Source organism: Patescibacteria group bacterium (genome assembly GCA_030583705.1).
In the GTDB taxonomy this organism is placed as follows: domain Bacteria; phylum Patescibacteriota; class Patescibacteriia; order Patescibacteriales; family Patescibacteriaceae; genus Patescibacterium.
In genome coordinates this window covers 674879-694460 of the sequence record CP129471.1, presented here as the reverse complement: position 1 = coordinate 694460, position 19582 = coordinate 674879, and the positions used below count along the sequence as shown (strand labels likewise).

Annotated in this window: 18 protein-coding genes; 14 read left to right on the top strand and 4 right to left on the bottom strand. The window is 36.0% G+C overall.

Features of this window, described 5'->3' with window-relative positions:
- Positions 1-56 precede the first annotated feature (56 nt).
- Complete coding sequence (locus QY321_03380) at positions 57-323, top strand: DUF167 domain-containing protein (protein ID WKZ24634.1); 267 nt, start codon at positions 57-59, stop codon at positions 321-323.
- A gap of 4 nt (positions 324-327) precedes the next feature.
- Positions 328-1341 carry a hypothetical protein gene (locus QY321_03375; protein ID WKZ24633.1) on the top strand — a complete coding sequence of 338 codons (1014 nt, stop codon included), beginning with the start codon at positions 328-330 and terminating at the stop codon, positions 1339-1341.
- 11 nt (positions 1342-1352) lie between these two features.
- On the opposite strand, the gene QY321_03370 is transcribed toward QY321_03375, so the two are convergent.
- Positions 1353-2255 carry an EamA family transporter gene (locus QY321_03370; protein WKZ24632.1) on the bottom strand — a complete coding sequence of 301 codons (903 nt, stop codon included), beginning with the start codon at positions 2253-2255 and terminating at the stop codon, positions 1353-1355.
- A 21-nt stretch (positions 2256-2276) separates the two neighbouring features.
- Positions 2277-3572: a histidine--tRNA ligase gene (hisS, locus tag QY321_03365; GenBank protein WKZ24631.1), complete on the bottom strand. Its 1296-nt coding sequence runs from the start codon at positions 3570-3572 to the stop codon at positions 2277-2279.
- Positions 3573-4020: 448 nt separating this feature from the next.
- Between hisS and QY321_03360 the strand changes: the two genes are divergently transcribed.
- Both QY321_03360 and QY321_03355 read left to right on the top strand, forming a co-directional pair.
- Positions 4021-5211: an FISUMP domain-containing protein gene (locus QY321_03360; GenBank protein ID WKZ24630.1), complete on the top strand. Its 1191-nt coding sequence runs from the start codon at positions 4021-4023 to the stop codon at positions 5209-5211.
- A 244-nt stretch (positions 5212-5455) separates the two neighbouring features.
- Entirely contained in the window at positions 5456-8200 is a 2745-nt protein-coding gene (locus QY321_03355) for a valine--tRNA ligase (protein WKZ24629.1), read from the top strand.
- A gap of 45 nt (positions 8201-8245) precedes the next feature.
- Here QY321_03355 and QY321_03350 read toward each other — a convergent pair whose 3' ends face one another.
- Both QY321_03350 and asnS read right to left on the bottom strand, forming a co-directional pair.
- Positions 8246-9523 carry an ATP-binding protein gene (locus QY321_03350; protein WKZ24628.1) on the bottom strand — a complete coding sequence of 426 codons (1278 nt, stop codon included), beginning with the start codon at positions 9521-9523 and terminating at the stop codon, positions 8246-8248.
- A 250-nt stretch (positions 9524-9773) separates the two neighbouring features.
- Entirely contained in the window at positions 9774-11075 is a 1302-nt protein-coding gene (asnS, locus tag QY321_03345) for an asparagine--tRNA ligase (protein WKZ24627.1), read from the bottom strand.
- Between the two features lie 161 nt (positions 11076-11236).
- Here asnS and QY321_03340 point away from each other — a divergent pair, with 161 nt between their 5' ends.
- From QY321_03340 to QY321_03295, 10 genes are all read left to right on the top strand, one after another.
- Positions 11237-12832, top strand: coding sequence for a hypothetical protein (locus QY321_03340; GenBank protein WKZ24626.1), 1596 nt, complete (start codon positions 11237-11239; stop codon positions 12830-12832).
- A gap of 80 nt (positions 12833-12912) precedes the next feature.
- On the top strand, positions 12913-13104 hold the full coding sequence (locus tag QY321_03335; GenBank protein ID WKZ24625.1) for a hypothetical protein: 192 nt from the start codon (positions 12913-12915) through the stop codon (positions 13102-13104).
- 69 nt (positions 13105-13173) lie between these two features.
- On the top strand, positions 13174-13629 hold the full coding sequence (locus QY321_03330) for a dTDP-4-dehydrorhamnose 3,5-epimerase family protein (protein ID WKZ24624.1): 456 nt from the start codon (positions 13174-13176) through the stop codon (positions 13627-13629).
- Positions 13630-13633: 4 nt separating this feature from the next.
- Positions 13634-14620, top strand: a complete 987-nt coding sequence (rfbB, locus tag QY321_03325; protein ID WKZ24623.1) for a dTDP-glucose 4,6-dehydratase — start codon at positions 13634-13636, stop codon at positions 14618-14620.
- Positions 14617-15345, top strand: a complete 729-nt coding sequence (locus QY321_03320; protein ID WKZ24622.1) for a hypothetical protein — start codon at positions 14617-14619, stop codon at positions 15343-15345. The genes rfbB and QY321_03320 overlap by 4 nt, the downstream gene beginning before the upstream one ends.
- A complete protein-coding gene (locus QY321_03315; GenBank protein WKZ24621.1) occupies positions 15342-16211 on the top strand; it encodes an NAD(P)-dependent oxidoreductase in 870 nt (289 codons plus the stop codon). Before QY321_03320 ends, QY321_03315 begins: the two co-directional genes overlap by 4 nt.
- Before the next feature lie 95 nt (positions 16212-16306).
- A complete protein-coding gene (locus QY321_03310; GenBank protein ID WKZ24620.1) occupies positions 16307-16825 on the top strand; it encodes a hypothetical protein in 519 nt (172 codons plus the stop codon).
- Positions 16809-17585: a nucleotidyl transferase AbiEii/AbiGii toxin family protein gene (locus tag QY321_03305; protein ID WKZ24619.1), complete on the top strand. Its 777-nt coding sequence runs from the start codon at positions 16809-16811 to the stop codon at positions 17583-17585. The genes QY321_03310 and QY321_03305 overlap by 17 nt, the downstream gene beginning before the upstream one ends.
- Before the next feature lie 180 nt (positions 17586-17765).
- Positions 17766-18491 (top strand): sugar phosphate nucleotidyltransferase, encoded by a 726-nt coding sequence (locus QY321_03300; protein WKZ24618.1) that lies wholly within the window; start codon positions 17766-17768, stop codon positions 18489-18491.
- A 4-nt stretch (positions 18492-18495) separates the two neighbouring features.
- Complete coding sequence (locus tag QY321_03295; GenBank protein WKZ24617.1) at positions 18496-19545, top strand: glycosyltransferase family 2 protein; 1050 nt, start codon at positions 18496-18498, stop codon at positions 19543-19545.
- The last annotated feature ends 37 nt before the right edge of the window (positions 19546-19582 follow it).

The window sequence follows — 19582 nt, the reverse complement described above, 5'->3', positions numbered from 1 at the left end:
GTATAATAGTATAATTAAATTAATAACCATTAATTAATATTTATAACCCATAATTTATGCTGGAAGATCTAAAAGAGGCCCTGGAGACAAAAGGCGAGATAACCATAGCTGTTAAGGTTCATGCAAGCGCTAAGCAAACCAGAGTCAAGTCTGTTTTGGCGGATGGAGTGGTTAAGATAGATTTGCAAGTCGCTCCGGAAAAAGGTAAAGCCAATGAAGCTTTGGTTAACTTCTTAGCTGAAGAATTTGCTGTCTCCACTAACAACATAACCGTTACTTTGGGTAAGTTTTCCAAGGATAAGTTGGTGGTGGTTAAGAAATAATTATATGTCTAATCAGATAACTGAGCAGTACTTTTCTTATACACGAACGGATGAGTATGTTAAAGAGATTACCGAGGCCTTGTCCATTAAAACTGGTTTTATTATTGAAAGGGAGATTTTTCGTGGACAGATTTATGATAAAGATAAAATAGGCAGTGTTATTTATAAAGGAAAGTGGAAGAAAAAACCAGCTGTTTTAAAAATTCAATTTCTCAAACTTTCAGTTCAAGAAGTGGATATTATAGAGGCTTTTAATAATCAAAACCAAAGCCAAGTTGTTGGGTTACCAGCTTTTTATGCCGGAGAAAAATGGGAAGAAAATACGGGTTATGGTTATTTGATTTGCGAATATATTGAAGGCGAAAAAATTTACAAAAATTGGCCACTTAAAGAGGATGAGATAGCTTCTTTTTGTTCTTTCTACGAGGAATACAGTAGGGGCTGTCTTAATAGGGCTTTTTGGGCACCTGTTGATACTGAAACAAGTACTTTGGTATTTATAAACAGAAGGGTCTCCCATTGGTTATCTATTGCCGAGAGTAGAGGATTTTTAACTAATAAAGAAATTAGCTTAACAGAAGAGTTTTTAATCGTAGCCGCACAAGCGGCTTCTTTTGCGCCTATGTCTTTTATGCATGGGCACCTCACCAAAGACGATATTTTTGTTTTACCTAACGGTGATTATATTTTAATGTCAAATCTTCTTTGGTCTTATCGTCCCAAATACTATGACACGACTTTTCATATTTGGGCGATCTTTCAGAGTATGTCTTCACCTGATATATCATCTAAAGAGGTGATTAAACATCTTGAAGAATGGTTTAACGGTTATCTTAAGATAAAGACCCTAGCTCAAGATAGTAATTTTAAAAAAGCTTTTTTCTTTAATATGGCCGAAAGATGTATAGGTGCTTTACTGATTGATATAAATGTTAATCAAGATAGTCAGGAAAGGAGAGGACAATTAAGAGAAATTTTTAGTACTTTGTTTAATTACTGCATTAAAAAAATAAATTAGGTTCATCTTTCTTAGAAGTTTATCATAAAAGATCCCGCAATCATTATTATAATAGCAGTTAGTTTATGAATAAGGTGTTTTTTATCTATTCTTTCTTTAGTTATTTTAGGCCAGAACTTTGTTAGAAGTAGACCTATAACTAATAAGAAAAGCGGCTGAAACCCGTTAACCATTTGAACTAAAGCCAAGGGTGCCAGCAACATAGCGAAACGAAAGGTTAGGATTCCGATGGTGGTTATGGCTTCATTGATAAAATTAATACTTAGTAGAGCGGCTTTATGTTTTTTCCATAAAGAGAAAAATTGTCTTCGGTAATTCGGGATAAAGAGCAGTAAGGCTCCAAATAGAGTTGCTCCTATATACTGCCAAAAAACCACTGTCCAAAAATCAGTTTCCAGGGCAATAACTTTAAAGATGGTCCCCTCGGCAGCCAGCAGTAAAGAAGCTACCATCATCATTAAAAATATATAACCCTTAAGCTTACGAAGTTCAATGTTCCAAGCGATAGCAATGCCTCCGATCATAATTAGAAATCCTCCTGATAGCTGTATTGATGATAATGTTTCTTTTAAAAAAATGTAGCCCAGGATATAAAGAAAAATCGGGATGGTTTGAAAAAGAGGCGCAACAATGGAAGCTTCATCTTTATCAAGGGCATATAAATAAAGCAAGAAACTCAGCATTAAGATAATGCCGGCCGTTATCATCCAAATTATTTCATTTCCACCGATAATAAGAACCTCCGGTTTAAATAACAATATTAAAGGAGATACTATTAAACCTATCAAGGCGGAAAAAATAATCAAAGCTCCGATACCTACTTTATTAAAGTAGCTACTTAAAAGATATTTATCTATGTAATTACTTATGCACCAAAGAAAGGGTCCTATGAGAGCAATTAAAAACCAATTCATTTATTTAAATAGTTATATTACTTAACTCTTACAAAACTTAGCAGCTTGTTTAAGTGATACAGTTTCTTGTTCTCCGGTTTCTAAGTTTTTAATCGTTACTTTGGTTTTTTTCTCTTCCTCTTCTCCGCAGACCGCTACTAGGGGAATGCCTAGTTTATCCGCGTAAGAGAGTTGTTTAGCTATTTTGCCGTCTTTGGGGTAAATAAATACGTTAATACCAGTTACTCTTAAGGTGGCGGCTACTTTAAAGGCATATGGTAAAAGATCTGAAGAAAGAGCGGTTACCATAACATCGGCCGGACACCCTTGTCCGTCTTTACTTTCTTCGGAGAGGGCGGCAAAGAGTCTGGATAAACCAATGGAACCACCTACACCTGGAACATTATCTTTTTTGTAATAACCTATTAAGTTATCATATCTTCCTCCACCACCAACCGAACCTATCTCTTTTTTATCCGTTAAAATTATTTCATAAACCATGCCGGTGTAGTAATCTAAACCGCGGACAATACCTAAATCTATTTGGTAATTTTTAGAAGAAAGACCGGCAGCCTTAAGTAGTTCACAAATTCTTCTAAGTCTTCCAAGTCCTTCGTCTATATTTGTATTATAAAGATCTTCGGATTTTAAAGCTTTAGTAATTTGTTCAATACTACCTTTTAAGCCGGCGAGCTTAACTAAAGTATCTGCTTGTTTTTTATTAAGACCAATATTTATTAAAGATTTTTTAAGTTTAGCGGGTCCTTGAGAATCCATTTTATCCAAGAGTCTAAGAATTTCCGTATTATTTTTTTCTGCTTTAAGGGCAATAATAAGTCCAGACATCAGTAGACGATTATTGAGTCTAATTAAAGATTTTTCTAAACCTAAAGCTTGCATGGTTCCGTTCATAGTAATTAAAATATCTGCGTCGGCGGTAGCACTATCTGTCCCGATAATATCAATGTCGCACTGATAGAATTGTCGGTAACGACCGGCTTGAGGTTTTTCTGCTCTCCAAACATTTTGGATTTGGTATCTTCTAAAAGGTAAAGCCAGATCATGGTAGTGTTCGGCTACATAACGAGCTAGGGGAACGGTTAGATCAAAACGCAGAGCTAGCTTAGTGTCTCCTTTAGTAAACTGGTAGCCCTGTTTGGCGGTTTCCCCACCTTCTTTGGCGTGTAAAACCTCGGCTAACTCTAAGGCCGGAGTTTCAATTGGGGTATAACCGTGACTTTCATAAGAGGCTTTAATAACAGCCACCATAGCATCAAAAGACAACTGCTCTGGGGGCAGAAATTCATGAAAGCCAGCTGGTTTTCTTGGATTAATCATAATCTTTTTATAATCAGTTATATTATTATATTAGCAAATTTCTTTATATATAGCAAAAAATGAGGACAATATATCCTCATTTAAATTTTAGCTCTTTCTGTATCTATATCGTATTTTATCATATAGACAATAAGGAAGAGTTATTATAATGCACCCTACACCATTTAGTATTAAACTAAAGATCAATACAGCTGTTATTATTGATAAGGCTGTTATTGTTCTTATAAGCTCCTCAGCTAGGGGAGGTGGTAATATTGTAGATGAGCCTATTATTATAATGATTGAGGCCGCAATTATTACAATTAGTCTTATTTTTTTTCGCATTTTATAACCTTTTTGATTTCTTATATCCTATTAAACATTATCTATTTTGTCAATTTGCAGCTATTGGCGAATCATCCTTTTTCATGTTATTATAATAGTATTAAGTTTATGGTTATATCTCCTTATGTTTTTACTAAAGAATAAAGTAAATAAGACATCTTACGCCTTAATTGGTTACACCAATAAACCAAAAGCCTTCACCCTAATAGAATTATTAGTAGTCATAGCCATCATAGGTATATTATCTACTTTAGTAGTAGTAGCCCTAGGTAACTCTAGAACTAGTGCTAGAGACGCTAAAAGATTAAATGATCTAAAAGCTATGGCTAATGCTCTAGAGCTATATTATGCTAATAATAACTCATACCCTGAAGCAGATAACTTTTCCCCTGGAGCTACCTTTGAAGCCGGTGGAGTAGTTTATATGGGCAAAGTACCAAATAACCCTACTCCTCATACAGACGGGGGTTGTCCGGATAATGACTATACCTATACCCAAGTAAATTCAGGACAAAGTTATATTATATCAACCTGTCTTGGTACCCAAGCTCCCAACTCCCCAGCTACCACTTCTACCACAGTTACATACTCTCCTTCAGGCATGTTTCAATGTGGACAAACAATAATCAATGATCTGGATGGCAATGCTTACAACACTGTCCAAATTGGATCTCAATGTTGGATGAAAGAGAATCTTAACACTAAGATTAGACCAAACGGTACTTGTATTAATGGTGGAGGTAGCCCTCCTTGCCCCACCGCTTCAGTTTCAGACAATGGTTTAGGAAGATCATGTTATTCCAATAGTGAAGTAATTTGTGCTACCGACGGTTCTCTCTACACCTGGGCAGCTGCTATGAATGGATCTACCACTCCGGGAGTCCAAGGCATTTGCCCGACAGGTTGGCACATCCCAACAGACGATGAATTTAAAATCATGGAAATGTATCTTGGTGTGAGTCAAGCACAAGCTGATACTAGTAGTTGGCGAGGCACAGACGAAGGTAGAAGACTTAAATCAGAGCGTACAGTTAATGGAAGTCCTCCCCCAGGCATACCAACAAGTGATCACCCTCGTTGGGATTACTACGCCAACTTTGGTACTGACACTTCTGGTTTTTCTGCTCTTCCTGCCGGCCTTCGAGATACGAATGGCTCGTCGTTCAGCAGTCGTTCCATGTACGCGAATCTGTGGTCATCTTCTCCTTCCGGGGGTTCGGCTTGGAGACGTGGCTTGGGTTCATACGAGGCGAGGGTTTACCGCGATAATGTTCCTCAGACCCACGGGTATGGGGTGCGCTGTCTTAAGAACTGATTTTATTTTTTTAGTATTTAATACCAAAACACCTCAATAAGTTGAGGTGTTTTTATTAGAGCTTATAAAGTTCTTCCTACGAGGTAGGGAATATTTATTTTCATTTCTTTTTAACTGTTAGGATGGCAGCAGAGAGGTATTGTGGTGACAGGCAACAATCTTTAAGCCTTAGCTTGCAAAATACCCTTATTTTTGCTAATAATTAAGAAACAGGTTTAGTTTTAAGATTAATTTTAATTGTTTTATGAAAGATATTCCCAAGGCTTATCAGGCAAAAGATCATGAGGAGGTTATTAATAAAAAATGGGAGGATTCCGGTTATTATAATCCAGACAATTTACCCTTGCCCGATAGTGCTCCTACCTATACCCTTATCCTGCCTCCGCCTAATGTAACAGATAAACTTCATCTTGGACATGCTTCTATGTTGGCTATCCAGGATCTTTTAATTCGTTATCATAGAATGAAAGGCTTTCGGACTCTTTGGTTACCTGGTACGGACCATGCGGCCATTGCGACTCAAGCAGTAGTGGAAAAACATTTACACGCTTCCACCGGACAGACTAGACATGATTTAGGTCGAGAAAAGTTTTTGGAAAAAGTTTGGGAGTTCTTAGGGCAAACCCAGGGGACTATTCTTTCTCAGTTCAGGCGCATGGGTGCTTCTTTAGATTGGTCTCGTTTGGCTTTTACTTTGGATGAACAAAGACAAAAGGCGGTTAAGCAAATGTTTGTTGACATGTATCAGGCTGGGGTTATTTATCGTGGAGAGAGAATTGTTAACTGGTGTCCTCGTTGTCATTCCACCTTAGCCGATGATGAAGTTGAGTATCGTGAAGAAGAAACAACCCTATACACTTTTAAATATTGGCCAGATTTCCCGATCGCCATTTCCACCACTCGTCCGGAGACAAAGTTAGGAGATACAGCGGTAGCGGTTAACCCTAAAGATGAGAGATATAGTCAATATGTCGGACAAGAGTTTAAGGGAGAATTTTGCGGACAAAGTTTAACCATAAAGATCATTGCGGATCGTGAGGTAGACATGGCTTTTGGTACCGGCGCTCTGGGTGTTACCCCAGCCCATTCGGCGATTGACTGGCGCTTGGCAGAAAAACACTATGTACCGATTATTAAAGTTATTAATGAGCAAGGTTTAATCGGAACAAATCTCGGATCTTATTCAGGACTATCTATTAAAGAAGCTAGGACTAAAATAGTAGAAAGTTTGCGACAAAATAATCTTTTAACACAAGAAGAAACTTTATCTCATAATCTTTCTGTTTGTTATCGTTGCGATACCCCCATAGAGCCCCTGCCTTCCAAGCAATGGTTTGTTGGAGTAGATAAGCCGTTAGAACGTTTTAACGGACTTTCTCTTAAACAAAAAGCTTTTGCCATAGCTAAAGAACAAGAGATTTCTTTTGTGCCAGAACGTTTTCATAAAAGATATTGCGATTGGATGGAAAATCTTAACGATTGGTGCATTAGTCGTCAAATTTGGTTTGGGCACACTATACCGGCTTGGTATAAAGACGGGGAAGTTTTTGTTGGACTAGAAGAGCCCCAGACAGAAGGTTGGATTAGAGATAGCGATGTTTTAGATACTTGGTTTTCTTCCGGTATGTGGACCTTTTCCACCCTAGGTTGGCCGGATAATTATAAAAATAATAAGAAATCGGGCGATTTATTAAAATTTCATCCAACCGATGTTTTAGAGACAGGTTATGAGATAATAACTCTTTGGGTTTCTCGGATGATTATGATGTCTTTGTTTGCTTTAAACGAAGTACCCTTTAAAACCGTTTATCTCCATGGTATGATATTAGATAAAGACGGGAAGAAGATGAGTAAATCTAAAGGCAATGGTATTGATCCAGTGATGGTTAGTGAGCAATATGGAGCAGACGCGGTGAGGTTATCTCTTTTAATCGGGAACACACCTGGTGTGGATACGCGTTTAAGTGAAGAAAAGATAGCTGGTTTTAGAAATGTTATTAACAAGCTTTGGAATATTGGTCGTTATATTATAACCAGGGAGGAAGATGGAGATAGAGAAGAAGATAAAGCTGGGGACAAAGGAGATGATCAAAAAGATAATCAAAAAGAAAGCATCGGTTCTCGTAACAGTCCAGCCGATCTTTGGTTAGAGTCCAGGCTTAAAGCTACCGTTAAAGAAGTGGGGCAAAGAATAGAGCGTTACGATTTTTCCGGTGCCGGAGAAGTTTTAAAGAGCTTTACAATGGATGATTTGGCAGATTGGTATCTTGAAATGGCTAAGTTTGAACCAGCTACAGATAAAACGACTAAGTTACGAAAAGTTTTTACGACTCTTTTAAGACTTTGGCATCCTTTTACGCCTTTTGTTACGGAAGTTATGTGGGATTATCTACAGCAAGATAATTCGGAGAAAAAATTACTTATGATCTCTTCTTGGCCTAAAGAAGAGGAGATAACTAATATAATGAATGAGGAAATGATAAATAATAAGACAGTAGTTGTAAAAAAAGAAGAGGACTATAAGCAAGCAGAGTTAGCTATTGGTTTGGTTAAAGAGGTTATTATAGCTATCCGTAATTTAAGAAGCGAACATAAGGTACCACCCGGACAAAAAATCAAAGCTTATCTTTATTCATCTAAAAGAGCCCAGGAGCTTAGAGAGAACAGTCATTTAATAGTGGCTTTAAGAACCGGTCTTGAAGAAGTGGTTATTAAAGAAAGCGGCTCAGCCATAGAAAGGGCTTTATACACAACGATTAGCGGTGTAGATATTTATCTTGATGTACCGGTAGATAAGGAGGCCGAAAAGCAAAGACTTGATAAAGAAACAACTAAACTAGAGAGTTTGATTTTAGCTCAAACACAAAGATTGTCTAATGAAGAATTTAAACAAAAGGCTCCAGCTAAGATTATTGAAGAGGAAACAATTAAACTTAAAGATAATCAAGAGGCTTTGATTAAATTAAAAGAGAAGATGGAGAGTCTTTAAATAACTTTAAATATTTTGATTTAAATTAATTTTATTTTTATTCTTTTAAGTTGTTTTATAAGCCCACTCCCAAAATGGTAAGAAAACTACGGTTTTTCCTTGTTTTTTAACTTCACGTTTTTCGTTATAGGTTATAACTAGTAAGTCCTTAACTCCCAGCTCTTGTCCTGCTTCAATTAGCGCTTTTATTTCTCTTTCCTCGGTTTCTTTAGCGGAGGTGTCATAAGTAACTTGTATTAATTGTTTTAATTTATATCCTTCTTTAAGTAAAAAGTCCACTTCTTTTCCATTCTTGGTTTTATAATAAAAAAGATCAAGATTAGGACGTTTACCTTTTTTTACTATTTCATTAAAAACCAGGTTTTCCAGAAGCTTTCCGTTATTGGGAGAATGTTGTACGGCCTTGGCTGTTATAAAGCCATTATCCACTACATAAATTTTTCTTGGTGCTCTTATCCTTTCTCTGGCTTTAGCCGAGTAGTTTTCTAAAGAGAATATCAGATAAGCTTCTTTTAAATAACCCAAATAATTATCTAAGGTTATCTTACTTTTAAAGTCAAGAAATCCAGCTAATTTACTCATGTCATAAAGCCCTGCGAAATTATTCATTAGGTAAGATCCAAGATTATTAAGTTGTTCAGAAAAACGGACTTTATGTCTTTTTACTACATCTTTAAATAATACCGCGTCAAACAATACATCAAGATAACCGCGAGGTTCAAGTTCTTTGGTAATAACTTCCGGATAGCCACCGTTTATTAAAAAGTCGTTTAAGTGCTTTAACAGGTCGGCTTTTTCTTGGGGAATAAAAAGTTTATCTGTTGAGTAATCATATTCTTTGGCAATTAGCATTTCTTTAAAACAAAAAGGCATTATTTCTATCGGTATATGCCTACCAGTTAGGTGAGTGGCTAGTTCTTGGGAAAGCAGTTGGGCGTTTGAGCCAGTAATTACAAGATTATAACCTAAGCGGTGCAGACGATTAACAAAGAGTTCCCATTTATCAAGATTTTGTATTTCATCAAAGAGTAAGTATTTAGTATCTCCATAGACAACCTTAAGCTCTGTTAAAAGCTCATCAAGATCAATTCTTTCTTGTCCCGCAAAAGCCTCATCATCAAAGTTAAAATAAGCGAATTTTTTGTCTTTTAAAAGCCTTAAAGCAAAAACCGACTTTCCAGCTCGCCTGGGTCCAAGAATAACCTTTATGAGGTCAGAAGCAATTAATTGGTCAGCTTTTTCTCCTTTAAGGCGTTCTATATAGCTTTTAGTCAAGAGGCGATCACGATCTTCTTTTTGTTTGTATACTATTGATTTTAACATATTAAAATATATATACTATATCTAAATATAGTTTTTAGATATAGTATACTTATATTATATTATTTTATAAAATAAGTCAAGGCCTTATTATAAGGTATCATTTAGTTAGATATACCAATAAAATCAATACTATAAACCCGCCAGGCGGTTGGCGGGTTTATTTTAAATGGGTTTTAAATTAGGAAGTAGGGTACCTGGTTGTTAGATGAGTTTTTTATACTTAGATGTCTAGGTAATCTTTTTAATTCTTCTATGGCCTAATCCTGTAAATGGTTCTTGGGAAAGGAATAGCTTCTCTTATGTGTTCTAAGCCACAGACCCAAGCAACAATTCTTTCAAGTCCAAAACCAAAACCTCCGTGTGGTACTGAGCCGTATTTTCTTAATTCCAAATACCATTCATAGTCTTCTGGCTTAAGTCCAAATTCTTCAAGTTGTCTTTTTAGGGTTTCGTAATCTTCTTCACGTTGTGAACCCCCGATAATCTCCCCGTAGCCTTCAGGAGCCAATAAATCCGCCCCCAAGACCCTGGAGTTATCTTGTTCATCTCGCTTCATATAAAAAGCTTTAACTTCAGCCGGATAGTGAGTGATAAAAATCGGGTTATCATAGCTTTCGGTTAGTTTTGTTTCATCATCAGCGCCCAGGTCGTCTCTGTCTTTAATATCAGAGCCTAGAGTTTGTAATTTTTTAACGGCTTCTTGGTGGGTTAAGCGATGAAAAGGCTTATCTATGTTATTTAAGACAGTAGTATCTCTTTCCAATATCTCAAGTTCTTTTACATTATCTTCCAAAACTTTTTTAACCATGTATCTAATTAACTCTTCTTGAAAGTTTAAATTATCTTCTAAATCAATAAAAGCCAGTTCAGCGTCCATCATCCAAAATTCGGTTAAGTGTCTTCTGGTTTTAGATTTTTCTGCTCTAAAAGTTGGACCAAAATCAAAAACTCTTCCATGAGCCGCTATGGCTGCTTCTAGATAAAGTTGCCCGGTTTGGGAAAGATAAGCGGTTTCTTCAAAGTATTGTATTTTAAAAAGGTCAGTGGTGTTTTCTCCAGCGTTAGCGGTGACAATCGGTGAATCTATTTTTGTAACATTATGTTCTTTCATAAAGTCATAAGTGGCCCGGATTAGGGTGTCGCGAACACGCATAATTGCCCATTGCTTATTGGAGCGTAACCAAAGATGACGGTTTTGTAATAAAAAGTCCACACCATGTTCTTTTTTGGCGATCGGGTATTCTTCGGCTATTTGATAAAAATCAAAGTCAGAGATCTGTATTTCGTATTCTTCTTTTTTAGGGTGTTTGGTTACTAAACCGGTTAGACAAACCGAAGTTTCCTGGGTTACTTGTCCAGCCTTTGTCCAAAGTTCTTTAGAGAGTTCATCTTCTACTAAAACAGCTTGGCAAAAGCCTGAACCATCTCTGATTTGCCAAAAGGCGATTTTACCGGAAGAGCGGAAGTTGTATACCCAACCGTTAATTTTAACGGTTTCTCCCAAAAAAGAGGCCAGATCTTTAATATAAGTTTTTTTGATGTCTTTTTCCATAAGAATTCTTGCAGGTTTTTTAACCTGTAATTTAATGTTAAGATATTTTGATCATAGCAGTTAAAGCTTGAAAAATCAACCTTTTTAATCTAAAATTTTAAATTACCTGACAAATTCTCTTGGTGGGGTTATAATGATTATAAAGTTATACAAAGTTAAATATGTCATATTTTAAACAAAAAAATGTTCGTTTATTAGGGGGTGGTCTTTTACTGGCCTTGTTTTTGCTTTTTTCTTATTTGGCTATTGTGCCTTTTGGTAAGATCACTTATAAAACAGACTGGCAAAGTCCTTCTTATTTTATCTCTAAACCAAAACCTGCTGAAAGATTTACTATGGAAGACAAAGGTTTTTCTTTAATCGGACAACCTCTGTATCTTGAAATATTTCCTCCTCGTAATTTTCAAAAAATAACGATTTCTTTAGAGCATAATGCTTCGGCCCAGGCGGTTGAGATAGGCATTCGCCACGGAGCTGAAGGTTGGCACTATGAAAAAAAACCTTTATACGTAAAACTTCTGGATGAACTTATTCAAGATAAAGATAAAAATGAAGACTCAACTATTTATAATGAAGGAGTTTTATTTTGGCAAAGACCTTCGGCTGAAAAGAAATTTTCATCTTTAAAAGAATTTCTAGCGGCCGAACTGCCCAGCAGTCTAACAGCGGTTTATAATTACGATTTACCATTTAGCTCATTATCAGAGCTTTCTTTGTCTGAATCCGAATCTGAATTTAAGTCTAGTTCTTTACTTGATGAAGAAGTAACTCAGTCAGTGGGCTTAAGAGGTGATTATTCTTTTTTAACTTATTCGGATGGTTCTCCTTTGTCTTTTAATTTTTCCTGGAGAGATGAGATGGAAAATGAATTAAAAGATGAGATGGAGAATAAGGCGGATAATAAAAGTAATTCAAACTCAGCTAAGCGCTTTTTTAAAATTCTTTTATTTGTTGATCGTACTTTGGTTAAAGAAGAAGAGTGGCCACTTGAGCAAGGTTTAGGGACTTTTTCCGCCACTGACCTTACTCCCGGAGTTTATCGTCTTGAGGTTAGAGCTTCGGATTTAGCGGTAACCGAGAAGATTAGTACTAGACAAGTTAAAGTTTCTTTTCTTAATCGTTTATCTTTAAGCGGAGAAGACAGAAATAATTTTACCCTTTACACAGACAGTGAAACCTTAAACGCCCAAACCGCTAAAGCAGCTTCCAGACAAAATATATCTTTTGGAGAATTTTCTTTGCCCCTAGAGCGTACCTTTGAACAATTTTCCGTACATAGCCAAGACTTTAGTCGTTTAATTAGGCCTATAACTTTAGCTAAAGATGATTTAATTATTACCGGCGATGGAGTTTTTGCTTGGTCCGAAGAATCTTTATTTAATCCCTTGCCTTATCGTTTTACGCCTTCTTTGTTTAAAAACTCTTCTGACTTTTCTTATTTACTAGCGAATTATGAATCAAAAACCAAGGAAAAGAATAAATCAAGAAAAAGTTTTTTTAAAGACCCACAAGACACATCACTTGATTTAACCAACGAATTTGATTCGACCAAAGAAGCAACCTTTGTTTCAGAAACAGAATTCTTTTTGCCAACAGAACGGGGAAGGTTTGGCGAATATTCTTTAATGTTGGCTTTGCCTGAGGATTCTTTGGAAGAAGATTTTAGGGTTTATTCTTTAGCGGTCAGCTTTGAGGGTGGTACGATTTTCGATCGTTTACGAGTTTTATGGCAGCGCTTGATGACTAATAAAGATTAGGGGGAAAGATTAAGTGGGGATGTATTTTAATTTTGTATTTTAAGTTTATATTTTAATTTTGTATTTTAATTTTTCACTTTATGAAAATCAAAGATCAAGGACAATTTTTCTTAAAAGAAGTTTTCTATTTTTTAACTTTGGGTTTTTTAATGTTCGTTTTAATGGAGATGGTTAAACCCGGTATGGTCATTGCTTATCTTAACCTTAATTATTGGTTGCTTGTTTGGCTTATTTGGGGTATAATGATATTATCTATAAAGAAGCTTGATTAAGCTGTTAAGTAAAGTTTATTAGTTTTTTTTATTCTTGTTTTTATTGGTTTTTTAAGTAATTTCAATTATATGGAAATGCCCGGAGTGATAATAAAGAGTTTACCTCGTTATACTGATGAAAGAGGTTGGTTGATTGAGATTTTTAGGAACGATGAGTTTGATTTTAAGCCGGCTATGTCCTATGTGAGTTTAACTTTACCGGGCGTAGTGCGTGGCCCACATGAACATGTTCACCAGTCCGATTGTTTTGTTTTTGTTGGCCCGGGTAGCTTTGATCTTCATTTATGGGATCGTCGAGAAGACAGTCCGACTAAAGGAGAATATATTAAGATAACGGTCGGGGAAGATAATCCGACTATGGTAATTGTACCCCCTGGTGTGGTACATGGTTATAAATGTGTTAGCCAAATTCCTGCTTACTCAATTAATTTACCGGATAAATTATATAAAGGTCCAGCTAAAGCTGAGGAAATTGATGAGATTCGTTGGGAAGATAATCTTTCTTCGCCTTATCATATAGATTAGTTTTATGAATATTTTAGTAACCGGCGGCGCCGGTTTTATAGGCTCAAACTTTATTAGACATTGGCTTAAAAATTATCCAAAAGATTTTTTGGTTAATCTTGATGCCCTAACCTATGCCGGACATTTGGAGAATACGGCTGATTTCCAAAATAATCCTAATTATCTTTTTTGCCAAGGAGATATTTGCGATAGTTCTTTGGTGGAAAAAATTATTAAAGAAAAAGCCATTGACTTGATTGTTCATTTTGCTGCGGAATCTCATGTAGATCGCTCTATTGATTCTGATCAGGTTTTTATTATGAGTAATGTTGAAGGCACACGTGTCTTACTTGAAGCGGCAGTTCGTTCGCCAAGAGCTATACGTTTTCATCATGTTTCTACTGACGAAGTTTTTGGTGCCTTGTCTTATGATGATCCACCCTTTAATGAAGAGACTCCTTATGCTCCTCGTAGCTCTTATAGCGCCTCTAAGGCCGCCTCTGATCATTTAGTTCGTGCTTATATTCATACCCACGGTTTATCTGCCACTATTTCTAATTGTGGCAACAACTACGGACCATACCAACTACCTGAGAAACTTATCCCTCGCCTAATTACCAGAGCCTTGTCTAACCAAAGCTTACCGGTTTATGGCAATGGAGAGAACTTAAGAGATTGGATTCATGTTAATGATCATATTAAGGGACTGGAGGCGATTATTATGAAGGGTCGCGCTGGTGAGACTTATTGCTTGGGTGGAGGACGACAATTTAGTAATTTGGAGGTAGCTAAAGCTATCGCCGAGGCAGTTGGTCGCACTGAGGAAGCCCTTGAATTTGTTAAAGATCGCGCGGGCCATGACTTTCGTTATGCTATTGATTACACCAAAGCCACTCGCGAGCTAGATTGGTCTCCAAAGATTGATTTTACCAATGGTCTTAAAGAAACAGTGGACTGGTATAAAGAGAATGAACAGTGGCTTAAGATTGTTAGTAAAGAAATTACTATATGAAAACCAAAAAACCAGTAATAGATATTCTACCAGGCTTAATCGCTTCCGAGAAAAACGATTGGCGTTCTTTTGTTGGACAGTTGGATGAATTTAAAGTTACTAGTTTAGCCTTGATTTTAGATAATTTACCAGCAGATGAGAGAAGAGCTCTTTATCGTCAGCTTGAAGGTACTAAATTGCAAAGAATTCCTTATGTAGAGATAGATAAGGGAACTGAAGAGTGGGAACTTGATTATTTATCTACTCGTTTTAAGGCAGAGTCTTTTAGCTGTCCTTCTTTTGCTAATCTTTCTGGCTTTCTATCAACCATGCCCCATTATGTCCATTTAATTTGTGTTAAAGGACCAATGATTAAGAGCCAAGACAGCGGTTTTGTAGAAAATAATCTACGATCTTTAGGTGTACCTGGGGTGGCTTTGGATGCGGCGGCTTTTGAAAAAGAAAGAATTAGGCGACACGCTAATCATGAAAAAACCATTGCGGTTTTAGATCATTTTGATGTCTTAGCTACCCATATTTCCGTACTGCCTTCAGTTTGGAGTGATTTAATGTCCTCTCAGGCTAACTACCGAAACTTATCTTCTCTTAAACAACTTCGTTATTTAATGCATTTGCCACCAGTGGCTTTTGGTAAATATTTGGTTATTGAATTAGCTAATCACTTAGATGAAATATTGGAAGTAAGAACTTATCTTGAATCTTTACTTAAAGAAAACGATTTATGAAGTATCTGATCCTTGGTAGTCGCGGCAATCTTGGCTCAGCCTTGATGTCTTTGGCGTCTACTAGACCCGAAGTAAAGATGATTGGTTGGGATAGTACGGAGGTGGATATTACCGACTTTATTTTATTACAGAAAAAAATTAATAAACTAAAGCCTGATGTTATAATTAACACCGTTGCTTATAACCGAGTGGATGAATGTGAGGTTTCAGAAGAAGCTTATTCACAAGCCAAACTTTTAAATGTTGAAACAGTAAAGAAATTAGGGGAGATGGCTTTGGCTAATTCGGCTACTTTAATTACCTATTCTTCAGATTACGTTTTTGGCGGCTCACCTAAAGAGAATAATGAGGGTTATGATGAAAATTCAATAACCTCACCGCTTAACCGTTATGGTATGACCAAGGTCGAGGGAGAAAAAGAACTTGTGCGTCTTTCTGGTATGGGACTTAGTTATTATATAATAAGAACGTCTAAACTTTTTGGCCCCAAGGCAGATAGCCCGGCGGCTAAACCCGGTTTTTTTGAAATAATGAAAAATAAAGCTTTGGAAAAAGAGGTTAGGGTGGTTGATGGAGAAAAAAGTTGTTTTACCTATACCCCCGATCTAGCCGAAGCTTCTTTACAACTCTTAGAAGAATCTTTACCTGTTGGTTTCTATCATCTAATTAATACTGGTCCGGTTACTTGGTATGAGGCAGTAAAATATTTTTATGAAAAAATAGGTGCCCAAGTAGATCTAAAACCTATCTCTCCCCAAGAACTTGATCGTCCGGCTAAAAGACCGACTTCTTCAATACTTTTAAACACTAAAAGACCACCTCTTAGATCATGGCAGGAGGCTCTTGATGAATATTTAACCTTATAACCCATATTAAAAGTTATTGCAGAAAATTTATCTTAGCTTGACTTATTCTATAGTTTTGTTATAATATACATATAAGTATATTATAATTAAACAAGATGATAAAAAGACCAATAAAATCAAGGATTTCCGCTGGAGATAGAATGTCAGATTTAGCTAAAACTGGTGAAGTTGTTTTTTCTTTGCAAGATTTATCCACTATTTGGAATATCTCAGATAGACAGAGTTTAAGAATTATGGTCGCTCGTTATGTTCAACGTGGTTTTTTGTATAGAATTTTTAAGGGACTGTATTCTCTTAAAAAACCACAAAATCTTCATCCTTGGCTTTTAGGCCTTAAGGCTTTATCAACCTACGGTTATGTGTCTTGTGAAACAGTACTTTTTGAAGAGGGAATTATTAATCAACGTCCTTTTGAAGTAACTTTAGTGAGTAATTCCTCAAAAAGATTTTCTGTTCTTAATACAACCTACCGTGTTCGTCAAATGAAAGATGAACTGCTTTATGATGATAGTGGTATTATTATTAAAAACGGTGTAAGGACAGCCACGGTTGAAAGAGCTAAACAAGATATGAATTATTTTAATTCAAAAAAATATTATGATGCAGACTTTTAATTCTCAAGATAATCTTCATAAAGCTTGGATGTACCGACTTTTGGAGGCGGTGGCCGAGGACGATTATCTTGCTCAAAAAATGTATTTTAAAGGTGGTACTTGTGCCGCTATGCTTGGCTGGTTAGATCGTTTTTCGGTTGACTTGGATTTTGATTTCGCCGGTTCTTTAACTGAGGCTAAACAAGCTAGAAAAAGATTGGAAAAAATATTTAAAAACCTGGATTTGTCCATTAAGGATCAGAGTCGTAGGGGTCTGCAATATTTTTTAAAATATGAAAATTTCGGTCGTAATACTTTAAAACTTGAAGCCTCTTTCCCGCTCTACCAAAAGAGTCAATATGAGCCTCAGCGGTTAATGGAAATTAATAAGATTTTAATTTGCCAAACTAAGGAAACTATGTTTTCTCATAAGCTTTGTGCTTTAATGGATCGTTATCGTAAGACCGGTAAACTAGCCGGTCGAGATCTCTATGACATTCACTACTTCTTTTTAAAGGGTTATGATTATAACGTTCAAGTAATTAAAGAACGAACAGGTTTTGAGGCGCAAGATTTTTTTGCTAACCTCTATGTTTTTATTAAAGACAAGATAACCGATAAAATTATCACAGAGGATTTGAGTTATCTTTTGTCTTTGCCTAAATTTAAAATTATAAGAAAGGTTTTAAAAAGAGAAGTGCTTATGATGTTGCGAGGTGAAGAAGAAAAACATAAAAAGGGAAAACATAAATTGGAAAAATACAAAACATTGACAAAATAAACATTGCCAAACAAACATTGACAAAAAAGACTTAAGGTATTAAGGTAGTATCGTCTTACGCTATGGATTGTTTATTTTGTTCCATTATTTAAAGATTTGTTGTATAATATAAAGAGCTGGATATTAAGATAGTAATTTTAGTATTCTACTATATATATTATATTTTTTTACATTATTTATATGAAAGGTATAGTTTTATCGGCCGGTAAGGCCACTCGTCTAAGACCATGTACTTTGGTAACCAGCAAGGGTCTTTTGCCTGTTTATAACCGCCCAATGATTTATTACCCGCTTAATACGTTAATTAAGGCCGGTATTAAGGATATTTTAATTATTGTAGCTCCTTCAGAGGCCGGTGATTATCTTAATCTACTAGGCTCCGGCAGACAGTTTGGGGCGTATTTTCAATATGAAATACAGGATGAACCAAGGGGGCTGGCTGACGCCTTTATCTTAGGCGAGCACTTTATCGGAAAAGATGATGTTACTATGATTTTGGGAGATAATATCTTTGTAGATGATTTTTCCGAAGAAATTTCTTCTTTTAAGAGTGGCGCTAAGATTTTTGCCAAACCAGTACATGATCCGGAACGTTTTGGGGTAGTGGAAATAGACGAAAATAATAAAGCTTTATCTATTGAAGAAAAACCCGCTAAGCCTAAAAGCAATCTTTGTATTACCGGGCTGTATATTTATGATAACCGAGTTGTTGAGGCGGCTAAAGGAGTTAAGCCCAGTCCTCGCGGTGAATTAGAAATTGTTGATCTACATAATTGGTACTTAGATAAGAATGAGCTGGAAGTAGCTACCGTAGAAAATGAATGGTTGGACGCTGGTACTTTTGATAGTCTTTTGGAGGCACAAATTCTAGCTAAAGCAAAATTAAAGGATAAGTTATTATTTTAATTTTATGACCGAACAACTACCCCGTTTGGGTGTCGGTTTTATTACTTACGGTAATTTAACGGCGGCTTATTTGCCGTCGTTTTTGGAAAGCCTGGCAGCACAAACTTATAAGAACTTTCGTCTAGTAGCTTTTGATAACACCCCAGAAGAAGATAATGAGAATATTCATATTCTAAAACAATTCTCTCAATTATCTCAATATTCTCAGGTAGAGATTATAAGAAGAGGGGATAACTTGGGTTTTGGGAAAGCCTATAACATAATGCTTAATCAAGCTGTTGGCTTAGGAGATAAATATTTTTTAATGATTAATCCGGACACTTTGTGCGAACCGGACATGCTTGAAAAATTAGTTTTGGCTTTAGAGAGTGATGAATCTTTATCATCAGTCTCTCCTAAAATAAAAGTTTGGGATTTTCATAATAAACTTAAAACAGAAATTTTAGACACTTGCGGTTTAGTTTTAAAACCAGGCTTGCGTTTTATTGATCTTGGACAAGCAGAAATAGATAACGGACAGTATGACCAAGCTTCAATTATTGGTCCCTCCGGGGCGGCCGGGCTTTTTCGTTTGTCTTCTTTGGTAGAAGAGGCTAATAAAAATATTAAAGATAATCAAGAAGACAGTCAAGAAGAAAGTCAAGGAAAAAAACAAGAAGAAAGTAATAAAGAAGTAAATGAACTGCAATTTTTTGATGAAAACTTTTTTATGTATAAAGAAGATTGCGACCTGGTTTATCGTCTTCATTTAGCTGGTTTTTCCTCTAAATTAATAAGCGAGGCGGTGGTTTATCATGATCGCACTTCTACTGGTGGTTCTTTATTTAAAAGAGCTATTAATCGTTTAGGACGTTCGCCCGAAGCTCGTAGACAAGCTTTTTTAGGCCAACATTTTTTATGGATTAAATATTGGGGTAGGCAGTCTTGGTTTAATAAGATTTTTATTATTTGGCAGGCCACTTTACGGTTTTTTGCCGTTTTGCTTTTTGAGCAAAATCTGTTAAGCTCTTATTTGACGATTAAAAAAACCGCTAAACACTTAAAACGCTATTAATTGTTAGTTTTTTAATTTTTATTAATATTTTTCGCCT